Raw genomic sequence first — 20,954 nt, 5'->3', positions numbered from 1 at the left:
ATTTCGAAATTTTCAGAATAGTATTATTGTAAATGAGAGAAGAAAAGTAAGCAATACTCTAAAATAGTAATCTATAATTGTTAGAGTAAGAAGGTGGTTTAGTTTAAAATAAAAAGTGATTTAAGAAAAAGGGGGATAATATGAGCGGAATTTTAGAAACTATAAAAACATTAACTGAAATCAATAGCCCATCTGGTAATGCTGACGAAGCGATTAATTATGTCAAAAACTATGTTGAAGATCTAGGTTATCATACAAAAGTTACTAATAAAGGCGGACTCCTTATTACTGTTGATGGTACAAATGAAAATAAACAGCGGTGTATAACAGCACATGTTGATACATTAGGGGCAATGGTTAAAGAGATTAAAGAAAATGGCAGATTAGCTTTAGACTTAATAGGTGGATTTCACTTCAATGCTATAGAAGGTGAGTATTGTGAAATTCAAACCCAAACCGGTCAAACATTTTCAGGAACAATTTGTCTACATGAAACGAGCGTACATGTTTACAAAGATAACCATAATATTCCAAGAGATAAAGAGCATATGGAAGTAAGAATTGATGAAATAACTCATAATGCTCAAGAAACAAAAGATTTAGGCATAGAAGTAGGTGATTTCATATCATTTGATCCTAGAACAGTTATCACTCAATCAGGATTTATTAAGTCTAGACATCTAGATGATAAAGCGAGTGTCGGAATGATTCTAGAACTTTTGAAAAAGCTCAAAAACGAAGGTACAAAATTACCACATACAACACAATTTTATATTTCTAACAATGAAGAAATAGGGTATGGTGCAAATTCAAGCATTTCAGAAGATATTGTCGAATTTATAGCTTTAGATATGGGAGCGCTAGGGGATGGTCAATCTTCTAATGAATATACTGTTTCAATTTGCGCAAAAGATGGATCTGGTCCATACCATAAAGCACTAAAAAATCATCTAATTAACCTTTGTAAAATTAATGACATACCATACAAAGTAGATATTTATCCATATTATAGTTCAGATGCTTCAGCAGCTCTAAAAGCAGGAGCTGATATTCGTCATGGTTTATTTGGAGCAGGTATTGAATCCTCACATGCAATGGAGAGAACACACTTAGATTCGATTAATGCCACTCAAGAATTACTTTATGCTTATTGTTTGTCGCCCATCAATGAATAAAAAATCAAGTTTATATTGACAAAGTTAACATTAATATGTATGATACTGAATAATTAGAAAAATCAGACAATTTGAATGAATAAGTAGTTATTGCATGTTGTAGCACTAAGAAAGCTAATGGTTGATGTAAATTAGCACAATGCAGTAAACGAATTGGGCTTTCAAATTACAATTAAATAATTTAAAAGTGAACAAATAAAATTGTTAACTAAGGTGGCACCACGGTAACGCGTCCTTATTGCGAGATAAGCGTTATTGTGGTGTTTTTTAAGCAAAATGTAGTATTTAAAGAATAGGTAGCAACAGAAAGTTAGTGGTTGATGTAAACTAACACCTACTTTGAAGAAATTGGGTTTTGTGAAATAAAAAATAAATACAAAGAGTGAGTTTTGAATATTACGAATATTCGGCTAATTAAGGTGGTACCACGCGTCAGCGTCCTTATTCATAAGGAGGCTGATTTTTTAATGGAAAGGAGAAGAAATATGGATGTAGTTTATAGAAAGTTAAATGCGCTAATGACGCCAGAAGCTTTAGCACAATTAGGAGAAGCAAAAATTATATTTGAAAGTACAAATCAAGATAAATTAAAAGGAAGATACTCCATCGTTGTCTTAGAAGACTATGGTTCAGTTACTCTTGATAATAATCAATTAATTATTAATACAAAAGAAAAAATAAAAGTGGTGAATGAACATCCGTATGATTATTTAAAAAGTTTAGTCAATCAGTACTACGCGAATATTGCAGATGATCAATTGAAGCATTTACCTTTTATTTCAGGTTTTATAGGGACATGTAGTTTTGATCTTGTAAGGCATGAGTTTCCTAAACTTCAAGAAATTGAATTAGATGATCACCGGGATCATGACGTTAAATTTTATCTGGTAGAAGATACTTATGTTTTTGATCACTATAAAGATGAGTTGTATGTGATTTCAACAAATTTATTCTCAAATACTTCTAAATCTCAGTTGGAAGCAAAAGTTAAACAAAGAATTGATGATTTAAAAAACATCAATTTAGCTCATGAAAGAATAAAGTTGAAACAACCTGAACGACAAATTGAGACAAATATAGGAGAACAAGAATTTTTAAAAATAATAACAGAATTAAAAAAGAAAATCGCAGAAGGGGATATGTTCCAAGTTGTGCCTTCAAGAATTTATTATTACAAGCATAACTTTGTAACTCATTTGCATCAATTAAGTTTTCAACTTTATCAAAAGTTAAAGAGACAAAATCCTAGTCCCTATATGTATTATATGAATAAAGATATTCCTATAGTCGTAGGCAGTTCACCTGAAAGTTTCGTTAGAGTTAAAGATGGACTGGTTTATACCAATCCAATAGCTGGAACTACTAAACGAGGTGCTAATAAAAATGAAGATAAGAAAAATAGTCACGCTTTACTAAAGGACGAAAAAGAGATAAGTGAACATAGTATGCTTGTAGATTTAGGTAGAAATGATATTCATAGAATTAGTAAAGTAGGAACTTCTAAAATCACGAAGTTAATGGAAATTGAGAAATATGAACATGTCATGCACATAGTGAGTGAAGTCGTAGGTGAATTAAAGGAGAATTTATCTCCAATGAGTGTCATTGCAAGTTTATTACCCACAGGTACAGTATCGGGGGCGCCAAAATTAAGGGCCATTCAAAGGATTTATGAAGCTTATCCGTTTAAACGAGGGATTTATAGTGGGGGAGTTGGCTACATCAATTGTAATCATAATTTAGATTTTGCGCTTGCTATACGTACTATGCTCATAGACGACAAACAAGTAAACATTGAAGCAGGTTGTGGTGTAGTTTATGATTCCATACCTGAGAAAGAACTCGAAGAAACTAAACTGAAAGCAAAGAGTTTACTGGAGGTGACTCCATGATTTTAATTATAGATAACTATGATTCTTTTACTTATAATCTCGTAGATATAGTATCAAAACAAGCAGATGTGATTGTTAAATATCCTGATGACAGTGAAATTTATGAACTCAAAAATATTTCAGGAGTTATTATTTCTCCAGGTCCAGGGAATCCATTAGATAATAATGTATTGATTGAATTAATTGAATATTTTGAAAACAAACCGATACTAGGTGTCTGCCTAGGATCACAAGCATTGACTTGTTATTACGGTGGAGAAGTTATTCAAGGACTAAGAATTATGCATGGTAAAGTGGATGATTTAGAAATAGTGAAATCAACACCTTTGTACCAAGGTTTACCTAATCATTTTAAAATAATGCGATATCACTCATTAATAAGTAATCCTAAAACATTTCCATCCGCTTTAGAAATTACTGGTCAAACGATAGATTGCATACAGTCATTTCAACATAAATACAAAAAACATTATGGAATCCAATATCATCCTGAATCCTTTGCAACAGAACATGGAGAAAAAATAATTAACAACTTTGTAAGACTAGCAATGAAAGGTAGTTAAAAAATGAAATTATTAAAAGATATTGAAGATAATAGACAGTTAACGGAAGAACATATGAAGGAATTTATCGATATTCTTCTTAATCCAAATGTGAAGGAAGACAATAAACTTAAGTTATTAAAGTCTTACACTAAAAAGGAAATGCAACAAATTGAACTAACCTATTTAGTTAAACATCTTATAAGCACAATGTATCCAGTTCAACCCTATTATGATGGAGCGATGTGCGTTTGTGGTACTGGAGGAGATGGTTCAAACAGTTTCAATATATCAACAACAGTAGCATTCATTGTAGCAAGTGCCGGCGTACCGGTAGTTAAACATGGCAATAAAAGTATCACATCGCATTCAGGTAGTACTGATGTTCTTCAAGCAATGGGGATTCAAACAAGTGAAGTAGCTAGTGTGATAAAACAATTAGATACAAAAGGTCTCTCTTTCATTAGTGCCACTGATTCTTATCCAATTATGAAATACATCCAACCCATTAGGAAGCAGATAAAGTCTCCAACAATATTTAATTTAGTAGGGCCTCTTATCAACCCATTCAAACTTACTTATCAAGTGATGGGTGTCTATGATGTTACACAACTAGGTAAGATTGCTCAAACTATCAAAGATTTAGGTAGGAAGAAAGCTATTGTCGTTCATGGTGCAAATGGTATGGATGAGGCAACGCTATCGGGAGACAATATCATTTATGAAATTAACCAAAACAAGCCAATCAAACAGTATACAATTAATGCTAAAGATTATGATTTAACTATTGCTGACAATGACGCACTCAAAGGGGGAACACCTGAGGAAAATAAAAATATAGCCATAAATATATTAAATGGAAACGATCAATCGAGTAAAAGAGATGTCGTTATACTCAATGCAGCAATTGCTTTATACGTGGCTGAAAAAGCAAAAGATATTCACTCTGGTATTAAACTAGTTCGTCATCTTATAGACAGTGGTCAGGCTATGAAACAGTATTTAAAGATGGGGGTGTGATGATGACGATACTTCATGAAATAGTTAATTATAAAAAGTCACTACTTAAAGAGGGATATTATCAACAAAAATTAGAAGAATTAGAATATGTTGATGTTTCTAGTAAGAAGAAATTAATAAATGCATTGAAAAATGAAAAAAAGTTATCGGTTATTGCTGAGATAAAGTCTAAAAGTCCAACGCTAAAACAATTACCTCATAGAAACTTAATAGATCAAGTAAAAGAATATGAATTATATGGTGCAAATGCAATTTCAATCTTAACAGATGAAAAATACTTTGGTGGTAGTTTCGAAAGATTGAGTGAACTCACCGTCGAAACATCTTTACCAGTACTGTGTAAAGATTTTATAGTAGATAAAATTCAAATTGACGTAGCTAAAAAAGCAGGTGCTTCTATTGTTTTGCTTATTGTTAACATTCTCACAGACAAAGAGTTAAAAACTTTATATGATTATGCAACAGAACTTAACTTAGAAGTTTTAGTTGAGGTACATGATAGAAATGAATTAAATAAAGCACATCAATTATCGCCAAAAATAATTGGAGTTAATAATCGAGATTTGAAACGGTTTGTTACTAACGTGGAACATACGAACCAAATTTTAAAATTTAAAAAGAAAGGATTTCATTATATTTCAGAAAGCGGTATTCATAGTACTCATGATGTTGAGCACATTTTACAGTCAGGTATAGATGGCCTACTAGTGGGTGAATCATTAATGAAATGCAACGACTTAAGTCAATTTTTACCAAGCTTAAAAATGGAGAAGATTCATCAATGATTTTAAAATTTTGCGGGTTTAAAAGTGAAGAAGATATCGAAAAGGTTAAAAATCTAAATGTTGATGCAATAGGGTTTATCCATTTTCCTAGAAGTAAACGACACGTGAGTATGAATCAATTAAAATTACTGTCCAAACGAGTTCCAGACCATATTCATCGCGTGGTAGTCTTGGTAAATCCAACATTAGACTTAGTTAAGCAAGTCTTCAATGAAACTAATATCAACGTAATACAACTTCATGGAAGGGAGTCTATTCAATTAATAAAAGCAATTAGAAAGTTAAATCCTACGATTAAAATTTTTAAAGCAATTCCTGCTGATAAATATTTAAATAGAAATATTGAAAAATATGAGAAAACCGTTGATTTATTTATTATTGATACACCATCTCAAAATTATGGTGGAACAGGTGATACATATGATTGGAATGTGCTTAGTAATATTCGGAAATCACGTTTTTTAATAGCTGGCGGGTTAGACATAAATCATATTAGTAAACTAAAATACCTTAAATTAGGTCAGAGTGGTTACGATATTGCTAGCGGGATTGAGACAGATAATATTAAAGATTTAGCAAAAATGACGCAAATTATAAAAATAATTAAAGGAGATGAAAGAAATGAACATACAAACAGAAGCTGACGAGCTAGGGTTTTTCGGTGAATATGGTGGCAAGTATGTCCCTGAAACACTGATGCCTACAATCATAGAACTCAAAAAAGCTTATCAACAGGCTAAACAAGACGAATCATTCCAAGAGGAGCTCGCAAGTTATTTAAAAGACTATGTCGGAAGAGAAACACCACTTACTTACGCTAAATCATTTACCGAAGATTTAGGAGGAGCCAAAATATATTTAAAACGTGAAGACTTAAATCATACTGGGGCACATAAAATTAATAACGCTTTAGGTCAAGCATTGTTGGCGAAGCGTATGGGAAAAACAAAATTAGTTGCTGAAACAGGTGCTGGGCAACATGGTGTGGCGAGTGCCACAGTAGCTGCTTTATTCGATATGGAGCTCATCGTTTTTATGGGAAAAGAAGATGTTAAAAGACAACAATTGAATGTATTTAGAATGGAACTTCTAGGCGCAAAAGTTGTTTCAGTAGAAGAAGGACAAGGAACATTGTCAGATGCTGTCAATAGAGCTTTAAAATATTGGGTAAGCCATGTAGAGGACACACATTATTTATTAGGTTCAGCCTTAGGACCTGATCCTTTTCCTACAATGGTTAGAGATTTCCAAAGTGTGATTGGAAACGAAATAAAAAGACAAATTAATCAAAAAGAAGGGCGTTTACCAGAGGCTATAGTTGCATGTGTAGGTGGGGGTTCTAATGCGATAGGAACCTTCCATCCATTTATTAATGATGACGTAAAACTTTACGGGGTTGAAGCTGCAGGTAAAGGAGTTAACTCAAATAAACATGCATTAGCTATAGGAAAGGGAAAACCTGGTGTTCTACATGGATCTAAAATGTATCTTATTCAAGATGAGGATGGACAGATAGAGTTAGCCCATTCAATATCTGCAGGACTAGATTACCCAGGAATAGGTCCGGAACATTCATATTATAATGATATTGGTAGAGTGAAATATGTAAATGCCTCTGATGAAGAAGCCATGGAAGCTCTAATAAGATTCTCTAGAGCTGAAGGTATTATTCCTGCAATTGAAAGTGCTCATGCGATTAGTTATGTTGAAAAGTTAGCTCCAAAAATGAGAAAAGATGAAATTATTGTTATTACTGTCTCTGGTAGAGGGGATAAAGATATGGAAACAATTAGAAAATATACTGAAAGTCGTGGTGATATAGATGAGTAAGTTATTTATTCCTTATATAATGGGAAATTTAAAGTTTATTGAGAACTTAAAGATACTAAATGAAGCAGGTGCTGATATTATAGAAATTGGTGTTCCTTTTTCAGATCCAGTAGCGGACGGTTCAACAATCATGAATGCTGGAGCAAAAGCCATTGAAGAAGGCGTGAATATTAATTTTATATTTGAACAGCTAATTAAAAATAAAGAGACTATAACTTCTAAATATGTTTTAATGACCTATTATAATATTATCTCATCATTTGGGGAGAATGAATTTTTAAATAAATGTGAGGAAGCAGGTGTATATGGTTTAATCATTCCAGATTTGCCGTTTGAACTAACCCAAAAGTTTAAAAAAGATTTCCCTAATGAGAAAGTTAAATTAATCTCACTTATAGCAATGACTACTTTTGAGGAAAGAATTAAAAATATTGCTAAAAAGGCAGAAGGTTTTATTTACACGGTTACGATGAACGCTACTACTGGAGAAAATGGTCAATTTCACCCTGAATTAAAAAGAAAAATCGAATTAATTAAAGGTGTCACAGATGTACCTGTGGTTGCTGGATTCGGTATTAGAAATCAAGAACATGTGAAAGATATTGGACGTATAGCAGATGGCGTTGTCATCGGCAGTGAAATTGTAAAAAGATTCGCTGAGAGTGATCCTAGTGAGATGTTTCAATTTTTAAGAAGCATAAGAAAGACACTCGATCAAATTTAAAATGGCAGTTAATAGGTTGGGATAAATGGGTGTTCCAACCTTTTTTAAATTTTGAGGGGATAGCTATATTAAATTTATATTTGAATATTTCATAGCTAATCAGGGTAAATTAATTTTATAACAAGTTAAAGAGGTGAAAGTGAATGAGTAAAAAAGTATTATTTGTTCTAACTAGTACGAGTCAGTATCCTGATGGTACGGAAACTGGTTTATGGTTAGAAGAAGCCGGAGAACCTTATGATATTCTTAGAAACGAAGGGATTGATGTTGATATAGCGTCAATCAAAGGTGGTAAGGTTAACTTAGACCCTAACTCCACTTCAGATGAGTTATTAAACAAATATACTTCATTTACTTCGCAGTTAAATCATACACCAAGTATTGAAGACATTGATGTTGATGAGTATGAAGCAATTTATTTACCAGGTGGTCATGGCACAGTTTTTGATTTTGCTAATAATGAAAAATTGGCAAATATTTTAGTACATTTTAGAGACCATGATAAAATTATTTCATCAGTTTGTCACGGACCAAGTGCATTTGTTGGTGTTAAAACAAGTAATGGTAAATATCTTGTTGATGGTATACGCTTAACCGCTTTTACTGATAGTGAAGAAAAAGCAATGGGACTGGAAGATAAAGTACCATTTTTAACGCAATCTAAATTAGAAGAACAAGGTGCTCATTTCATTACAAGTGATGATTTTACTTCACATTTAGAAGAGGATCGTAAGTTTATTACTGGTCAAAATCCTCAATCAAGCGAAGTCATTGGTAAAGCACTTGTAAATGCATTAAAATAAAACTGGTTACAAAATAATATGGGCTCAAACCTTTGTTTAGTCCATATTATTTTTTACATAATTATTCAAATCTAAAGTTGATTACCAATTTAGTGCAATTTTTAAATTAGTTAATATTTTAGTTTTGGGTTTAACTATTGTATACTTGTTAAGATTAGAAGTATAGATAACATATATAATCATAAAGTTACATATAATGTATATTTAACAACAATCTATCATACTTAATGTTAAATAAAGAGAGTTATAAAGAGATTAATAGGAGTTATGATAATGAAGTTTACGAATTTAACAGCCAAAGAATTTAGTGACTTTACTGATCAAATGCCTTATAGCCATTTTACTCAGATGGAAGGTAATTATGAACTTAAAGTTGCTGAAGGAACGGATTCACATCTTGTAGGAATTAAAAATAATGACAATCAAGTGATTGCTGCATGTTTATTAACTGCTGTACCTGTAATGAAAATTTTTAAATATTTTTATTCAAATCGCGGGCCAGTAATTGATTATGATAATAAAGAACTTGTTCACTTTTTCTTTAATGAACTAAGTAAATACGTAAAAAAGTATAACTGTCTTTATCTAAGGGTTGACCCTTATCTTCCATACCAATACTTAAATCATGATGGTGAAATTATTGGAAATGCTGGCCATGATTGGTTTTTCAATAAAATGGAAGAATTAGGATTTGAACATGAAGGCTTTCATAAAGGCTTCCATCCTATATTACAAGTAAGATATCATTCTGTTTTAGATTTAAAAGATAAATCATCTAAAGATATTCTTAAAGGAATGGATAGTTTAAGAAAGCGTAATACTAAAAAAGTACAAAAAAATGGTGTTAAAGTTCGTTTCTTATCCGAAGATGAATTACCTATTTTCAGATCATTTATGGAAGATACTACTGAAACGAAAGAATTCGCCGATAGAGATGATAGTTTCTATTATAATAGATTCAAGCATTTCAAAGACAGAGTGTTAGTGCCATTAGCATATATTGATTTCGATGAATATATCGAGGAACTTAATAATGAAAGAGATGTTCTCAATAAGGATTTAAATAAAGCGCTTAAAGATATTGAGAAGAGACCTGACAATAAGAAAGCTTATAACAAAAAGGATAATCTTCAACAACAATTAGATGCAAATCAACAAAAAATTGATGAAGCTAAAAATTTACAACAAGAACATGGTAATGAATTACCTATTTCAGCAGGATACTTTTTCATTAATCCTTTTGAGGTTGTATATTACGCTGGTGGTACTTCAAATCGTTATCGTCATTATGCTGGTAGTTATGCAATTCAATGGAAAATGATAAACTATGCTTTAGAACATGGTATTGATCGTTATAATTTTTATGGAGTTAGTGGGGACTTCAGTGAAGACGCTGAAGATGTAGGAGTAATTAAGTTCAAAAAAGGCTATAACGCTGATGTTATTGAATATGTAGGTGATTTTATAAAACCAATCAATAAACCTATGTATGCAATCTATAACGCACTTAAAAAGTTAAAGAAATAGATTTTTTAGGAAGGGAATTATCTAATTATGAAATTTACAGAGTTAACAGTTAAAGAATTCGAAAACTTTGTACAAAATCCATCATTAGAAAGCCATTATTTTCAGGTGAAGGAAAATATTGCTACGCGTGAAGCAGATGGATTCCAAGTTGTATTATTAGGTGTTAAAGATGATGACAATAGAGTAATTGCAGCAAGTCTTTTCTCTAAAATTCCTACAATGGGAAGTTATGTATATTATTCAAATCGTGGTCCAGTTATGGATTATTCAGATTTAGGTTTAGTTGATTTTTATTTAAGAGAATTGGAAAATTATCTACACCAACATCAATGTTTATACGTAAAATTAGATCCTTATTGGATATATCAAGTTCATGATAAAGATATCAATCCTTTAACTGAGAAGAACGATGCTTTAGTTAACCTCTTTAAATCACATGGTTATGACCACCATGGTTTCACAACTGAATATGATACTTCTAGCCAAGTACGATGGATGGGCGTTTTAGATTTAGAAGGTAAGACACCTTCTTCACTGAAAAAGGAATTTGATAGTCAACGTAAAAGAAATATTAATAAAGCGATAAACTATGGAATTAAAGTAAGGTTTCTTGAGAGAGATGAATTTGATAAATTCTTAGATTTATACCGCGAAACTGAAGCTAGAACAGGCTTTGTATCTAAAACAGATCAATATTTCTATAACTTCATTGATCACTATGGTGATAAAGTTCTTTTACCATTGGCCTATATAGACTTAGATGAATACATAGAAAAAGTTCAACATTCTTTAAATGATAAAGAGAATCGTCGTGATGATATGATGGCTAAAGAAAATAAAAATGATAAGCAATTAAGAAAAATTGCCGAATTAGATAAACAAATTGAGCATGACAAAAAAGAATTACTAAATGCTAGTGAGATTCGTCAAACTGAAGGATCCATTCTAAACTTAGCAGCAGGTGTATACTTCGCTAATGCATATGAAGTCAATTATTTCTCAGGAGGTTCTTCAGAAAAGTTCAACCAATATATGGGACCTTATGCAATGCATTGGCATATGATAAATTATTGCTTCGATAATGGTTATGCAAGATATAACTTTTATGGTTTATCTGGTGACTTTACTGAAGATAGTGAAGATTATGGCGTTTATCGCTTCAAGAGAGGATTTAATGTTCAAATTGAAGAATTAATTGGCGATTTTTATAAACCAATTAATAAAGTGAAATATTGGTTATTCACGACATTAGATCGTATACGTAGTAAGGTTAAAAAATAAATATCTATATTTGAGAGCATATTGGGATAGAGCCAATATGCTCTTTTACCATATTAGAGAAGGGTTGGAAAACTCTAACTGGTTAGTGTAGGTAGAATATAAATCTTAGTTGTCGAAATAATGTTGTTCCCTACACATTTAATAATAGCATATTATTTTTATTGCACAATAATGCTCTTAGATTAATTTTAAATAAAGTTTTTATATCTATAAGAGTTACTATTATTATAATCGTTTAAATAAAGAGAGAATGACAAATTTGAATGATGAAGTTTTTATAAAAAGCTAAAAATGAAGATTATACAACTGATCTTTTCTAAATTTTTTTAGAAGTTTGTTAATTTAATCGACAGTATACTAAAGATATTTAAAGCGAAGTATAGTATATAGGTGATTATAAAAGTATTATGTAAACTAAATATATATATTTGCTTTTAAAAACAATTAATTAAGGAGATTTCATCTAATCTAAAGCACCTCATAACAAGTGATTGAGAGGCAATTTTGGTCATACATCAATTAAAAAAGTGATATTAAAGTTTGTTTCAATTAAATACAGCAAATTTATGGTGATTATTATCCAACAATGGCTTGTAATTTAGCAAATTAAGTATATAAACAAATGTATATATGCGCGCTGGGATGTTTTTAATCTTTTAGTTTACATAATATATATTATAGGAAGTTATGTGTATTTGTTCAGGGGACCTTACCTGTTGTCTATAAAATATTACTTACTCGCGTTATTTGTTGTTTAACTATTTGTGTTATTTCTCTATTGTCTTACATTATTAATAAGCTAGATTACAATCATTACTCAATGCATATGTTTCTAAAATCTCATCCATTATGATATTAGTTAATAGAAATTGCAACTATATATTTATTCACACTTATAAATCTAATGAGTAGCTATAGTTAATCATTTTGATGTATTTTGTATGCTATACTGAATTCATTATTACTAAATTTGGAGTGACTCGATAATGAATTTTATTTTTGATATAGATGGTACAATTTGTTTTGATGGTCATCATGTTGACCAATCTATTAAACATCGGCTTGTAAAACTCAAAAATGCTCACAATAATGTAATATTCGCATCTGCACGTCCTATAAGAGATTTGCTACCAGTAATTCCTGAATTTGCGGATTATACTTTAATTGGTGGAAATGGAGCTATTATTTCTCAAAACGGACAAATCGAAATCATTTCGGAAATAGACGTTCATGATATCACGCTTATCAAACAAATCATTAAGCAATACAATTTAACGTATATCATTGATGATAAATTCAATTACTCGACAAATCTAAATGCTAATACTGAATTATATCAGCGTATAGACCCTAATCGTACGGCACAATCTTTACATATGGATGCTATAAAGGATCCGATTAAGGCTATACTTTTAAATATTAAATCTGAAGAATTTGCTACTATTGCTAATACTTTAGAAACTGAATCTAATGGAGTTGAGCTTATACACCATTACAATGAGTCATATATTGACGTTACTGCTCAAGGTATAGATAAGCATACGACGATTCAGTACATATTAGGTGCTGATGCGGATTATATCGCATTCGGCAATGATCATAATGATATACATATGTTAAATAATGCTTCTCATGGTTATTTCGTCTCAAATGCTAATGTAGAGTATCAATCTTTTTTAAAGAACCCTAATATAGAAGTTATAAATAATACTAATGAAGCAATTTGTAATGTCTTAGATAAATATCTTTAGGAGGTATTAATCGTAGAACATAAAAATCAATATAAAACTCCCCACTCAATATCAAGCATGTATTAAGCGGGGAGTTTCAATTATTCAAATGTTTCAATTAATAATTTAGTGTACTCATTACGTTCAGAATCAAACAATTCATTTGTTTTGAAATCATCAACAATTAATCCATCTTTTAAAACGATAATTCGATTTGTTAAACGTTGCAACACTGATAAATCGTGTGATATAACAATCATCGTTTGAGGTATGTCAATTTCGGATTTCAATAAGAAATCAATTACCTTTTGTTCTGCGATAACATCAAGATTTGATGTTATTTCATCGCATATCAAGATGTCTGGTTGAGCTAGTAAAGTTCTTATAATGTTTAATCTCTGTAATTGACCGCCGCTTACCTCATTGGGATACTTTTGCAACAATTGATGAGATAAGTGAAAAGCATCTAAATGATTTAAAATTTGTTCTTTTATAAATGAAGATTTAACTTTATTGTAATAAATAAGGGGCTCCTCTAATGATTGTTGAATTGTATAGTGTCTATCAAAACTTTCAAATGCATGTTGATATATAGGCAATACACGTTTGGAATCTACATTAACTTTACCTCTTATAGATTTGATTTCATTTAATATTAGTTTAACTAGGGTAGTTTTACCTGCCCCGCTCTCACCTAGAATACCTACCTTTTCATTTTCTTTAATGTCTAAATTAATACCATTAAGTACTGGATGATTTTTACTATATTCATAATAGACGTTTTGTAATCTTATCATTATTCATTTATCTCCCTTTGACTCAAGGTATTTCTGTTTTCTAATAATTGTTTCGTATAGGAATGAGATACTCTATTTTCTAAGAGGTTGCCAACTTCACCAGTCTCTACCACTTCCCCATGCTTCATAACAGTAAAATAATCTCCATAACGAAGGACATGATTCATATTATGTGTAATAAGGAGTACCGTATTATGATGATCTTTGACAATGTGTTGAAGCAGTTGCATTATTTTATGACCATTAACCACATCTAATGAAGCTACAGGTTCATCTGCGATAATGAGTTTAGGATCTAGCATTAGTACACTAGCAATATATACGCGTTCTAGCTGACCACCTGAAAGTTCAAAGCTATATTTTTTTATAATATTAGAATCATCTAAATTCACCCATTTTAATGCATTCTTTATCTTTTCTAATGCTTCAGGACGACTTGCATCATAGTGAGTACGGTATATTGCGATGAGTTGTTTTTCTAAACGAGTATGTTCGTTAAAGCTTTGAGCATAATTTTGAGAAATATAACCAATGTCCTTACCTAAAAATTTTTTTATGTCAAGAGCCTCATTATTCTCAAATTGATATTCCGTAAAACTCATATCAAGACCTTTAGGTAAATAATTTAACAGTGCTCTAGCTGTGAGACTTTTACCTGCCCCACTTTCTCCAATAATTACATTTAAGATTCCTTTGCGGACATCTAAATTTAGGTTTTTAATTAAACTTGTACCATTTAGATCGCTAATGTTAAGATTTTTAATTTTTAAAAGAGTCAAACTCGGCACCTCTCTTCTCTAATAAGCGGTCTCGAATTGCATCACCAGTAAGATTGAATAACAATATTGTGATTGAAATAAGTGTGGCTGGTGCAATAATCATAATAGGATGAGACGTGATGAAATTTCGTCCTGCTTGCAGCATAGCTCCCCATTCAGGAGAAGGCGGTTGTGCCCCTAATCCTAAGAATGATAGCGAACTAATGTATAATATATTTTTACCGAAATCAACTACCATAATGACCAAAATAGATGGTATGACCTTTGGTAATAAATGTTTAAATAAAATATTAAAAGTTGAAACATTGAATAGTTTAGCCATTTTGATATAGGAATAAATCATTTCAGAATTAACAATCCCTCTCGTTACACTTGTATAATTCATCCATTTAATAAGTGTAATCGCAATGACTAAATTCCATATACTTGGATGAAAAAAGCTTGCTAAAGCAATCATTATGACAAACTCTGGAATACTTAAACCGATATCGATAATCCTCATAATGATTGAATCAATAATCCCTTTTTTATAGCCTGCCAAAAGACCCAATGGCACACCTATTAAAATAGTAAAAAGTAACGTAAGTAATGTAATGAATAAAGTTGTACGAGCGCCTATGATAAGACGGCTAAACAAATCGCGACCATAATCGTCAGTACCTAATAAATGTTTGAAGCTTATAGGTTTAAACGTCTCTGATAAATGAACATTGAAAGCTGCGTCTGGACTTACAAATAATTGTAAGACAATGATTATAAAGATATAAATACCAAACACATAAAAAATATAATTACGGTTGGCTAGTTTACGCTTCATGACGATCACCTTCTTGTCTATGCTGGCTTTGGCGAGAGGATTTGAAAATATTTATTCCATCTTTAGAGTTATAACGTTGTTTAGGATCCATCATCAAACTTAAAATATCCGCAATCGTATTGATAATCACTACGAAACAGCCTATAAATAAAACGCAACCTTGTATTAAAGGATAGTCTCTTGATTTGATGCTATCTACTAAAATGTAACCTAAACCTGGAATATCGAATAAGTTTTCAATGACTACAGTGCCCCCTATTAAACTACCTACTGATAAACCTAATAATGGGATAATGGGAAGTAATGAAGGTTTAAAGATGTCGTTAAATAAAATATAACGTTCTGACATGCCTCGTAACCTAGAAGCTTCCACAATTGGACTTTGGTATTGTTCTAATAAATTAGATCGAATGAGTCGAATATAATATGCACACATTCCAATGCTCATTGTAAGTATAGGTAATACATATATGGCTATAGACCCCTCTTCCGATGTTGGTAAGAGATTGAGTTTTTGATTAAAAATAAATAATAAAATTAATCCAATAAAAAATGAAGGTAAGCTTACCGAAAGAGAAGTAAAAATACGTATCAAGTGATCTAAAGTTTTGTGATAGTTTAATGCCGCAAAAATACCTAATGGTATAGAAATAAGCATAGATACAATTAGAGTGCCAAAGGTAATAATCAATGTTGGGCCAATATAACCTGCGATTTCTTGTGTTACTGGTTCATTAGTTTGAAAACTTGTACCTAAATTGAAGTGTAATACATGACTCATCCAGTGCCACCACTGAACAAATATAGAGTCATTTAAACCTAATTTCTGTTCTGTTGCTTGAATTTGGGATTGAGAAACCTGAGTTGTATCAAGATGAAGGATTTTATTAACAGGATTACCTGGTGATAATTTCATCAGAATAAATGTGAGCGTTGTGATTACGAACAGAACAATCATCATTTGCAATATTTTGGAAATGATTGTTTTAAACATCATAGAAGCATCCTTCCACTTTAAATGAATTAAATATTTATATAATAAAATTTAACATTAAATTGTTTTTGTTATCATCTTTCTATTATAGTAGTGATTTTAAAAAAATAATAGTAAGAGCGTTAAATAAAAAAGACTCAACACTTTCGAATTACCAAATGTGCGGAGTCTTTAAAAAATTTTATTTACGAAAACGATGTCTCGACTTTTTAAAATCGTCATCATCTTCATATTTACGAATTTCTTTCTCAAGTTTATTTTTCTTACGCTCACGTCGCCATTTACGAGTAAAGAACCACAATAAGAAACTTATGATTAAACTCATTATAGCTAAAAAGGCAGCATAACCTAATAAAGGTTGATAAGAAATATCATGGAAATTTGGAATAAAGAATGCTAATAATGCTAAAACTACAAACGTGATGATTGCGGACGAAAACCATTTATGTAAAACAAGAGTACAGAATACTGTTAACAAAATCATTGCTAAGATAGTAATCCATAAATAATTAGGCATATCAAAAATTGTCATTATACTATCTCCTCGTTCTCTAATTAATAATAATTTTATTATACTATTGATGTGCATTAAACTACTCAGGCTCAAGTAGGAAAGTTTTATAAATCACGCTTAATTCTAACCTATTCATGATACAAGATTAAATATTTAATTCCCTGCTTATATATTAGATAAACAAACAATTAGATAACCACATGAAATGTTATTCTGAAATGAGTTTTGTATAATATAAGTAATTCTAATTTAAGGAGTGTGTGACTGATGACACAAGGTCTACCTTTAAGAAAAGATGTTCCAAAGCAAGAAACATGGGACCTCAAAGATCTTTTTATTAATGATGAAGCATTTTATGAAACTTTAAATCAAGTATTTAAGTCTTCTAAAGAGTTTAATTCTAAATATAAAAATCAACTTACTAACATTGAGAATGTCGAACGAGCGTTGAAAGATTATGAGGACATTCTAATTCAATTAGATCGCCTATATAATTATCCTGAATTAAGAGTTAGTGTTGATACTTCTAATGAAGAAGCACAAAAAGTAAATGCTAAACTTAATACGATGTCTGGAAAAATTGCTGGTTTATTATCATTTGTAGATTCAGAAATCTTGGCATTATCCGAGGAAACGTTAAATGAATTACAAGAAAAAACTAATTATCCTCACTTTATTAAGAGATTACATGATAGAAAGCCGTATCAATTATCAACTGAAGTAGAACAAGTACTTGCCACATTAACACCTACCTTAAGAAGTCCGTTTGAATTATATGGCACTACTAAAAGTTTGGATATAGACTTCGAGACATTTGAACATAATGGTGTTACCTATCCATTGGATTACGCAACTTTTGAAAATGAATACGAAGATCATCCAGATAATGAATTTAGAAGAAAGAGTTTTAAAACATTTAGTGATGCTATACGTAAATATCAAAATACAACGGCAGCTACATATAACATGCAAGTGCAACAAGAGAAAATTGAAGCGGATTTACGTGGGTATGACTCCGTAATAGATTATTTACTTCAAGAACAAGAAGTTACGCGTGATATGTTTGACCGTCAAATTGATGTCATTATGAGTGATTTAGCTCCTGTAATGCAGAAATATGCTAAACTCATTCAACGTGTACATGGTCTTGATAAAATGCGCTTTGAAGATTTGAAAATATCTATTGACCCAAGTTATGAACCTGATATATCTATTGAAACTTCAAAAGAATATATTTATGGAGCGCTTAACGTTTTAGGTGATGATTATGTAAATATGTTAGAAATTGCTTACAATAATCGTTGGATTGATTTCGCACAAAATAAAGGTAAAGAGACAGGCGCTTATTGTGCGAGCCCTTACTTTACGCACTCTTATGTGTTTATCTCTTGGACAGGCAAAATGGCTGAAACTTTCGTTCTTGCTCATGAGTTAGGTCATGCAGGACATTTTAAATTAGCACAAGACCATCAAAATTTACTGGAATCTGAGGCATCAATGTACTTTGTTGAAGCGCCTTCTACAATGAATGAAATGTTAATGGCTAACTACCTATTTAACAGTAGTAATGATCCTAAATTCAAACGTTGGGTGATTGGTTCAATTCTATCAAGAACTTATTACCACAATATGGTAACGCATTTATTAGAAGCTGCATATCAACGTAAAGTATATCAATTAGTAGATGAAGGAGAATCACTCACAGCTCCGATCTTAAATAAAATTATGCTAGATGTGTATGAAACATTCTTCGGTAATGTGGTGGAAATGACTGATGGTGTTGAACTAACATGGATGCGTCAACCACATTATTATATGGGATTATATTCATACACATACTCTGCTGGTTTAACTATTGGTACAGTTGTATCTCAAAAAATTAAAAATGAAGGTCAACCAGCTGTAGATAACTGGTTAAATACATTAAAAGCTGGCGGTAGTATGTCTCCAGTTGAATTAGCTCAAACTGCCGGTGTTGATATCACTACTGAAGCTCCATTAAAAGCTACAATAAAGTATATCTCAGAGTTGGTGGATGAATTAGAGAGATTAACAGATGAAATTGAAGCTTAATAAAGAATAATTGAATATGAAAAATCGCCCCTACAGGATATAATTTATCCAATAAGGGCGATTTTTTTATTAGTCAAATGTATCGTAATGCTCTCCGGTTAAATAATAATAGACACTTTCGGCTATATTACTAATATGATCTCCAATGCGTTCTAAGTGTCGAGCAGCTAAATGTGCTTGACCTGCAACGAATGGATCATTATCAATTAAGTATGTTGTGTTAACGATATTAATGTATAAATCATCAATGTCTTTATCTCTTTCAATAATTTCCTTAATTAATGTTAAATCCTCGGTTTTAACTGCTGTATTTAAGTCTTCTAGCATAAGCATTGCTAACTTACCCATCGTCTTTAAACGTGTAAACACATAATCATCGTTAATCTTCACTCTTAGACGTATATGTGCGATGCTTGCAGCATTGTCCCCCATTCTTTCAAAGTCAGTAGAAATTTTTAATGCTGCCATCATCATGCGTAAATCAGTAGCAATAGGTTGCTGTTTAGTGATTAACATAATGACTTTTTCATTAATCTCATAATCTAATTGATTAATTTCCTTATCTTTCTCAATGGTTTCTCTAGCAAACGTTCTTTTTTCTTCACTTAACGACACTAATGCATTTTTGATATTAAAATAAACACGAAGGCCAAGACGACGTAAATCTTTGATTAACTCATCTAGCTGACCTTCGTATTTATGTCTAATGATTGCCATATATAATTATCCGAAACGTCCTGAAATATAATCTTCTGTTTGTTTATCAGAAGGATTAGAGAAGATTTTATCAGTGTCGTCGTATTCGTTTACATAACCATTAAGGAAGAATGCTGTTTTATCAGATACACGTGCAGCTTGTTGCATGTTATGTGTAACCATAATAATTGAATAATTTTGTTTTAAGTCTTGTACTAATTCTTCAACTCTTAAAGTTGAAATTGGGTCTAATGCTGATGTTGGCTCATCCATTAAAATTACATCCGGTTCAATTGCTAGGCATCTAGCGATACAAACACGTTGTTGTTGCCCCCCTGATAAGCCATAAGCATTAGTGTGTAATCTATCTTTCAATTCATCCCATATTGCAGCGCCACGTAATGATTTCTCTACAATTTCGTCTAAAACTTTTTTATTTTTAATACCATGTGTTTTAGGACCGTAAGTAATATTATCGTAAATTGATTTAGGGAATGGGTTCGGTTGTTGGAAGACCATTCCTACATTAGTTCTTAGTTTCTCTTTAGAATATTTAGCATCAAAGATGTTTTGATCGCGATATAAGATTTTACCAGCTGTTTTAACAGAAGGTACAAGCTCAACCATACGATTTAAAGTTTTGATGTATGTTGATTTACCACAACCTGATGGTCCGATAATTGCTGTTACATTATTTTCTAAAATATCTAAGTTAATGTTTTGTAACGCATGATTTTCACCGTACCACAAATCTAAATTTTGAGTAGAATATACGATGTTTTTTTGACTATCAGGTGTCTTGTCTTTTTTATCATTTTCAGTAGTAATAATCGTAGACACAGAGCCATTATTTTTCTCTGTTTGCTCATTTAATTTATTTTTTTCTGCGACTTGTGAATTAGCCATAATTAAAAACTCCTTCTATATATAGTCGAGGCTTTATACGTATCACCCTCGACTATTTGAATAACTATT

At 31.3% G+C, this 20,954-nt stretch carries 20 protein-coding genes; 13 read left to right on the top strand and 7 right to left on the bottom strand.

Annotated features, from left to right (window positions below; all coding sequences use genetic code 11):
* The first annotated feature begins 140 nt into the window (after window positions 1-140).
* From MHI13_RS13120 to MHI13_RS13065, 12 genes are all read left to right on the top strand, one after another.
* Complete coding sequence (locus MHI13_RS13120; RefSeq protein WP_064210064.1) at window positions 141-1,175, top strand: M42 family metallopeptidase; 1,035 nt, start codon at window positions 141-143, stop codon at window positions 1,173-1,175.
* A gap of 485 nt (window positions 1,176-1,660) precedes the next feature.
* The gene (locus tag MHI13_RS13115; protein ID WP_064210065.1) at window positions 1,661-3,067 is read left to right on the top strand and encodes an anthranilate synthase component I; all 1,407 of its coding nucleotides are present in this window, start codon (window positions 1,661-1,663) and stop codon (window positions 3,065-3,067) included.
* Window positions 3,064-3,630, top strand: coding sequence for an anthranilate synthase component II (locus MHI13_RS13110; protein WP_064210066.1), 567 nt, complete (start codon window positions 3,064-3,066; stop codon window positions 3,628-3,630). The genes MHI13_RS13115 and MHI13_RS13110 overlap by 4 nt, the downstream gene beginning before the upstream one ends.
* 3 nt (window positions 3,631-3,633) lie before the next feature.
* Complete coding sequence (trpD, locus tag MHI13_RS13105) at window positions 3,634-4,629, top strand: anthranilate phosphoribosyltransferase (RefSeq protein WP_064210067.1); 996 nt, start codon at window positions 3,634-3,636, stop codon at window positions 4,627-4,629.
* A gap of 2 nt (window positions 4,630-4,631) precedes the next feature.
* Window positions 4,632-5,414, top strand: a complete 783-nt coding sequence (gene trpC / locus MHI13_RS13100; protein ID WP_064210068.1) for an indole-3-glycerol phosphate synthase TrpC — start codon at window positions 4,632-4,634, stop codon at window positions 5,412-5,414.
* The gene (locus MHI13_RS13095) at window positions 5,411-6,058 is read left to right on the top strand and encodes a phosphoribosylanthranilate isomerase (protein WP_064210069.1); all 648 of its coding nucleotides are present in this window, start codon (window positions 5,411-5,413) and stop codon (window positions 6,056-6,058) included. The genes trpC and MHI13_RS13095 overlap by 4 nt, the downstream gene beginning before the upstream one ends.
* Window positions 6,036-7,244 (top strand): tryptophan synthase subunit beta, encoded by a 1,209-nt coding sequence (trpB, locus tag MHI13_RS13090; protein WP_064210070.1) that lies wholly within the window; start codon window positions 6,036-6,038, stop codon window positions 7,242-7,244. Before MHI13_RS13095 ends, trpB begins: the two co-directional genes overlap by 23 nt.
* Window positions 7,237-7,968, top strand: a complete 732-nt coding sequence (trpA, locus tag MHI13_RS13085; RefSeq protein ID WP_064210071.1) for a tryptophan synthase subunit alpha — start codon at window positions 7,237-7,239, stop codon at window positions 7,966-7,968. Before trpB ends, trpA begins: the two co-directional genes overlap by 8 nt.
* Before the next feature lie 143 nt (window positions 7,969-8,111).
* Window positions 8,112-8,771: a type 1 glutamine amidotransferase domain-containing protein gene (locus MHI13_RS13080; RefSeq protein ID WP_002433580.1), complete on the top strand. Its 660-nt coding sequence runs from the start codon at window positions 8,112-8,114 to the stop codon at window positions 8,769-8,771.
* A 273-nt stretch (window positions 8,772-9,044) separates the two neighbouring features.
* Window positions 9,045-10,298 carry an aminoacyltransferase gene (locus tag MHI13_RS13075; RefSeq protein ID WP_064210072.1) on the top strand — a complete coding sequence of 418 codons (1,254 nt, stop codon included), beginning with the start codon at window positions 9,045-9,047 and terminating at the stop codon, window positions 10,296-10,298.
* Between the two features lie 27 nt (window positions 10,299-10,325).
* Complete coding sequence (locus MHI13_RS13070; RefSeq protein ID WP_002433640.1) at window positions 10,326-11,579, top strand: aminoacyltransferase; 1,254 nt, start codon at window positions 10,326-10,328, stop codon at window positions 11,577-11,579.
* A gap of 986 nt (window positions 11,580-12,565) precedes the next feature.
* Window positions 12,566-13,330 carry an HAD-IIB family hydrolase gene (locus tag MHI13_RS13065; RefSeq protein WP_064210073.1) on the top strand — a complete coding sequence of 255 codons (765 nt, stop codon included), beginning with the start codon at window positions 12,566-12,568 and terminating at the stop codon, window positions 13,328-13,330.
* Between the two features lie 80 nt (window positions 13,331-13,410).
* Here the strand turns inward: MHI13_RS13065 and MHI13_RS13060 are convergent, their stop codons facing one another.
* The 5 genes from MHI13_RS13060 to MHI13_RS13040 form a co-directional block, all read right to left on the bottom strand.
* Window positions 13,411-14,106, bottom strand: coding sequence for an ATP-binding cassette domain-containing protein (locus MHI13_RS13060; protein ID WP_064210074.1), 696 nt, complete (start codon window positions 14,104-14,106; stop codon window positions 13,411-13,413).
* Entirely contained in the window at window positions 14,106-14,885 is a 780-nt protein-coding gene (locus MHI13_RS13055; RefSeq protein ID WP_340761223.1) for an ABC transporter ATP-binding protein, read from the bottom strand. The genes MHI13_RS13060 and MHI13_RS13055 overlap by 1 nt, the downstream gene beginning before the upstream one ends.
* Window positions 14,866-15,702, bottom strand: a complete 837-nt coding sequence (gene nikC, locus MHI13_RS13050; protein WP_064210076.1) for a nickel transporter permease — start codon at window positions 15,700-15,702, stop codon at window positions 14,866-14,868. Before nikC ends, MHI13_RS13055 begins: the two co-directional genes overlap by 20 nt.
* Window positions 15,692-16,696 (bottom strand): nickel ABC transporter permease, encoded by a 1,005-nt coding sequence (gene nikB / locus MHI13_RS13045; protein WP_241497414.1) that lies wholly within the window; start codon window positions 16,694-16,696, stop codon window positions 15,692-15,694. The genes nikC and nikB overlap by 11 nt, the downstream gene beginning before the upstream one ends.
* A 181-nt stretch (window positions 16,697-16,877) precedes the next feature.
* Window positions 16,878-17,228 carry a hypothetical protein gene (locus tag MHI13_RS13040; protein ID WP_064210078.1) on the bottom strand — a complete coding sequence of 117 codons (351 nt, stop codon included), beginning with the start codon at window positions 17,226-17,228 and terminating at the stop codon, window positions 16,878-16,880.
* A gap of 249 nt (window positions 17,229-17,477) precedes the next feature.
* Here MHI13_RS13040 and pepF point away from each other — a divergent pair, with 249 nt between their 5' ends.
* Window positions 17,478-19,283 (top strand): oligoendopeptidase F, encoded by a 1,806-nt coding sequence (gene pepF / locus MHI13_RS13035; protein WP_064210079.1) that lies wholly within the window; start codon window positions 17,478-17,480, stop codon window positions 19,281-19,283.
* Window positions 19,284-19,352: 69 nt separating this feature from the next.
* Here pepF and phoU read toward each other — a convergent pair whose 3' ends face one another.
* Both phoU and pstB read right to left on the bottom strand, forming a co-directional pair.
* On the bottom strand, window positions 19,353-20,000 hold the full coding sequence (phoU, locus tag MHI13_RS13030) for a phosphate signaling complex protein PhoU (RefSeq protein ID WP_002453208.1): 648 nt from the start codon (window positions 19,998-20,000) through the stop codon (window positions 19,353-19,355).
* A 6-nt stretch (window positions 20,001-20,006) separates the two neighbouring features.
* Window positions 20,007-20,885, bottom strand: a complete 879-nt coding sequence (gene pstB, locus MHI13_RS13025) for a phosphate ABC transporter ATP-binding protein PstB (RefSeq protein WP_002433584.1) — start codon at window positions 20,883-20,885, stop codon at window positions 20,007-20,009.
* Window positions 20,886-20,954 lie beyond the last annotated feature (69 nt).

This window comes from Staphylococcus sp. FSL K6-0223 (assembly GCF_038008285.1).
The sequence above is the reverse complement of the archived record's forward strand: the minus strand, read 5'-3'. Positions and strand labels throughout refer to the sequence as shown.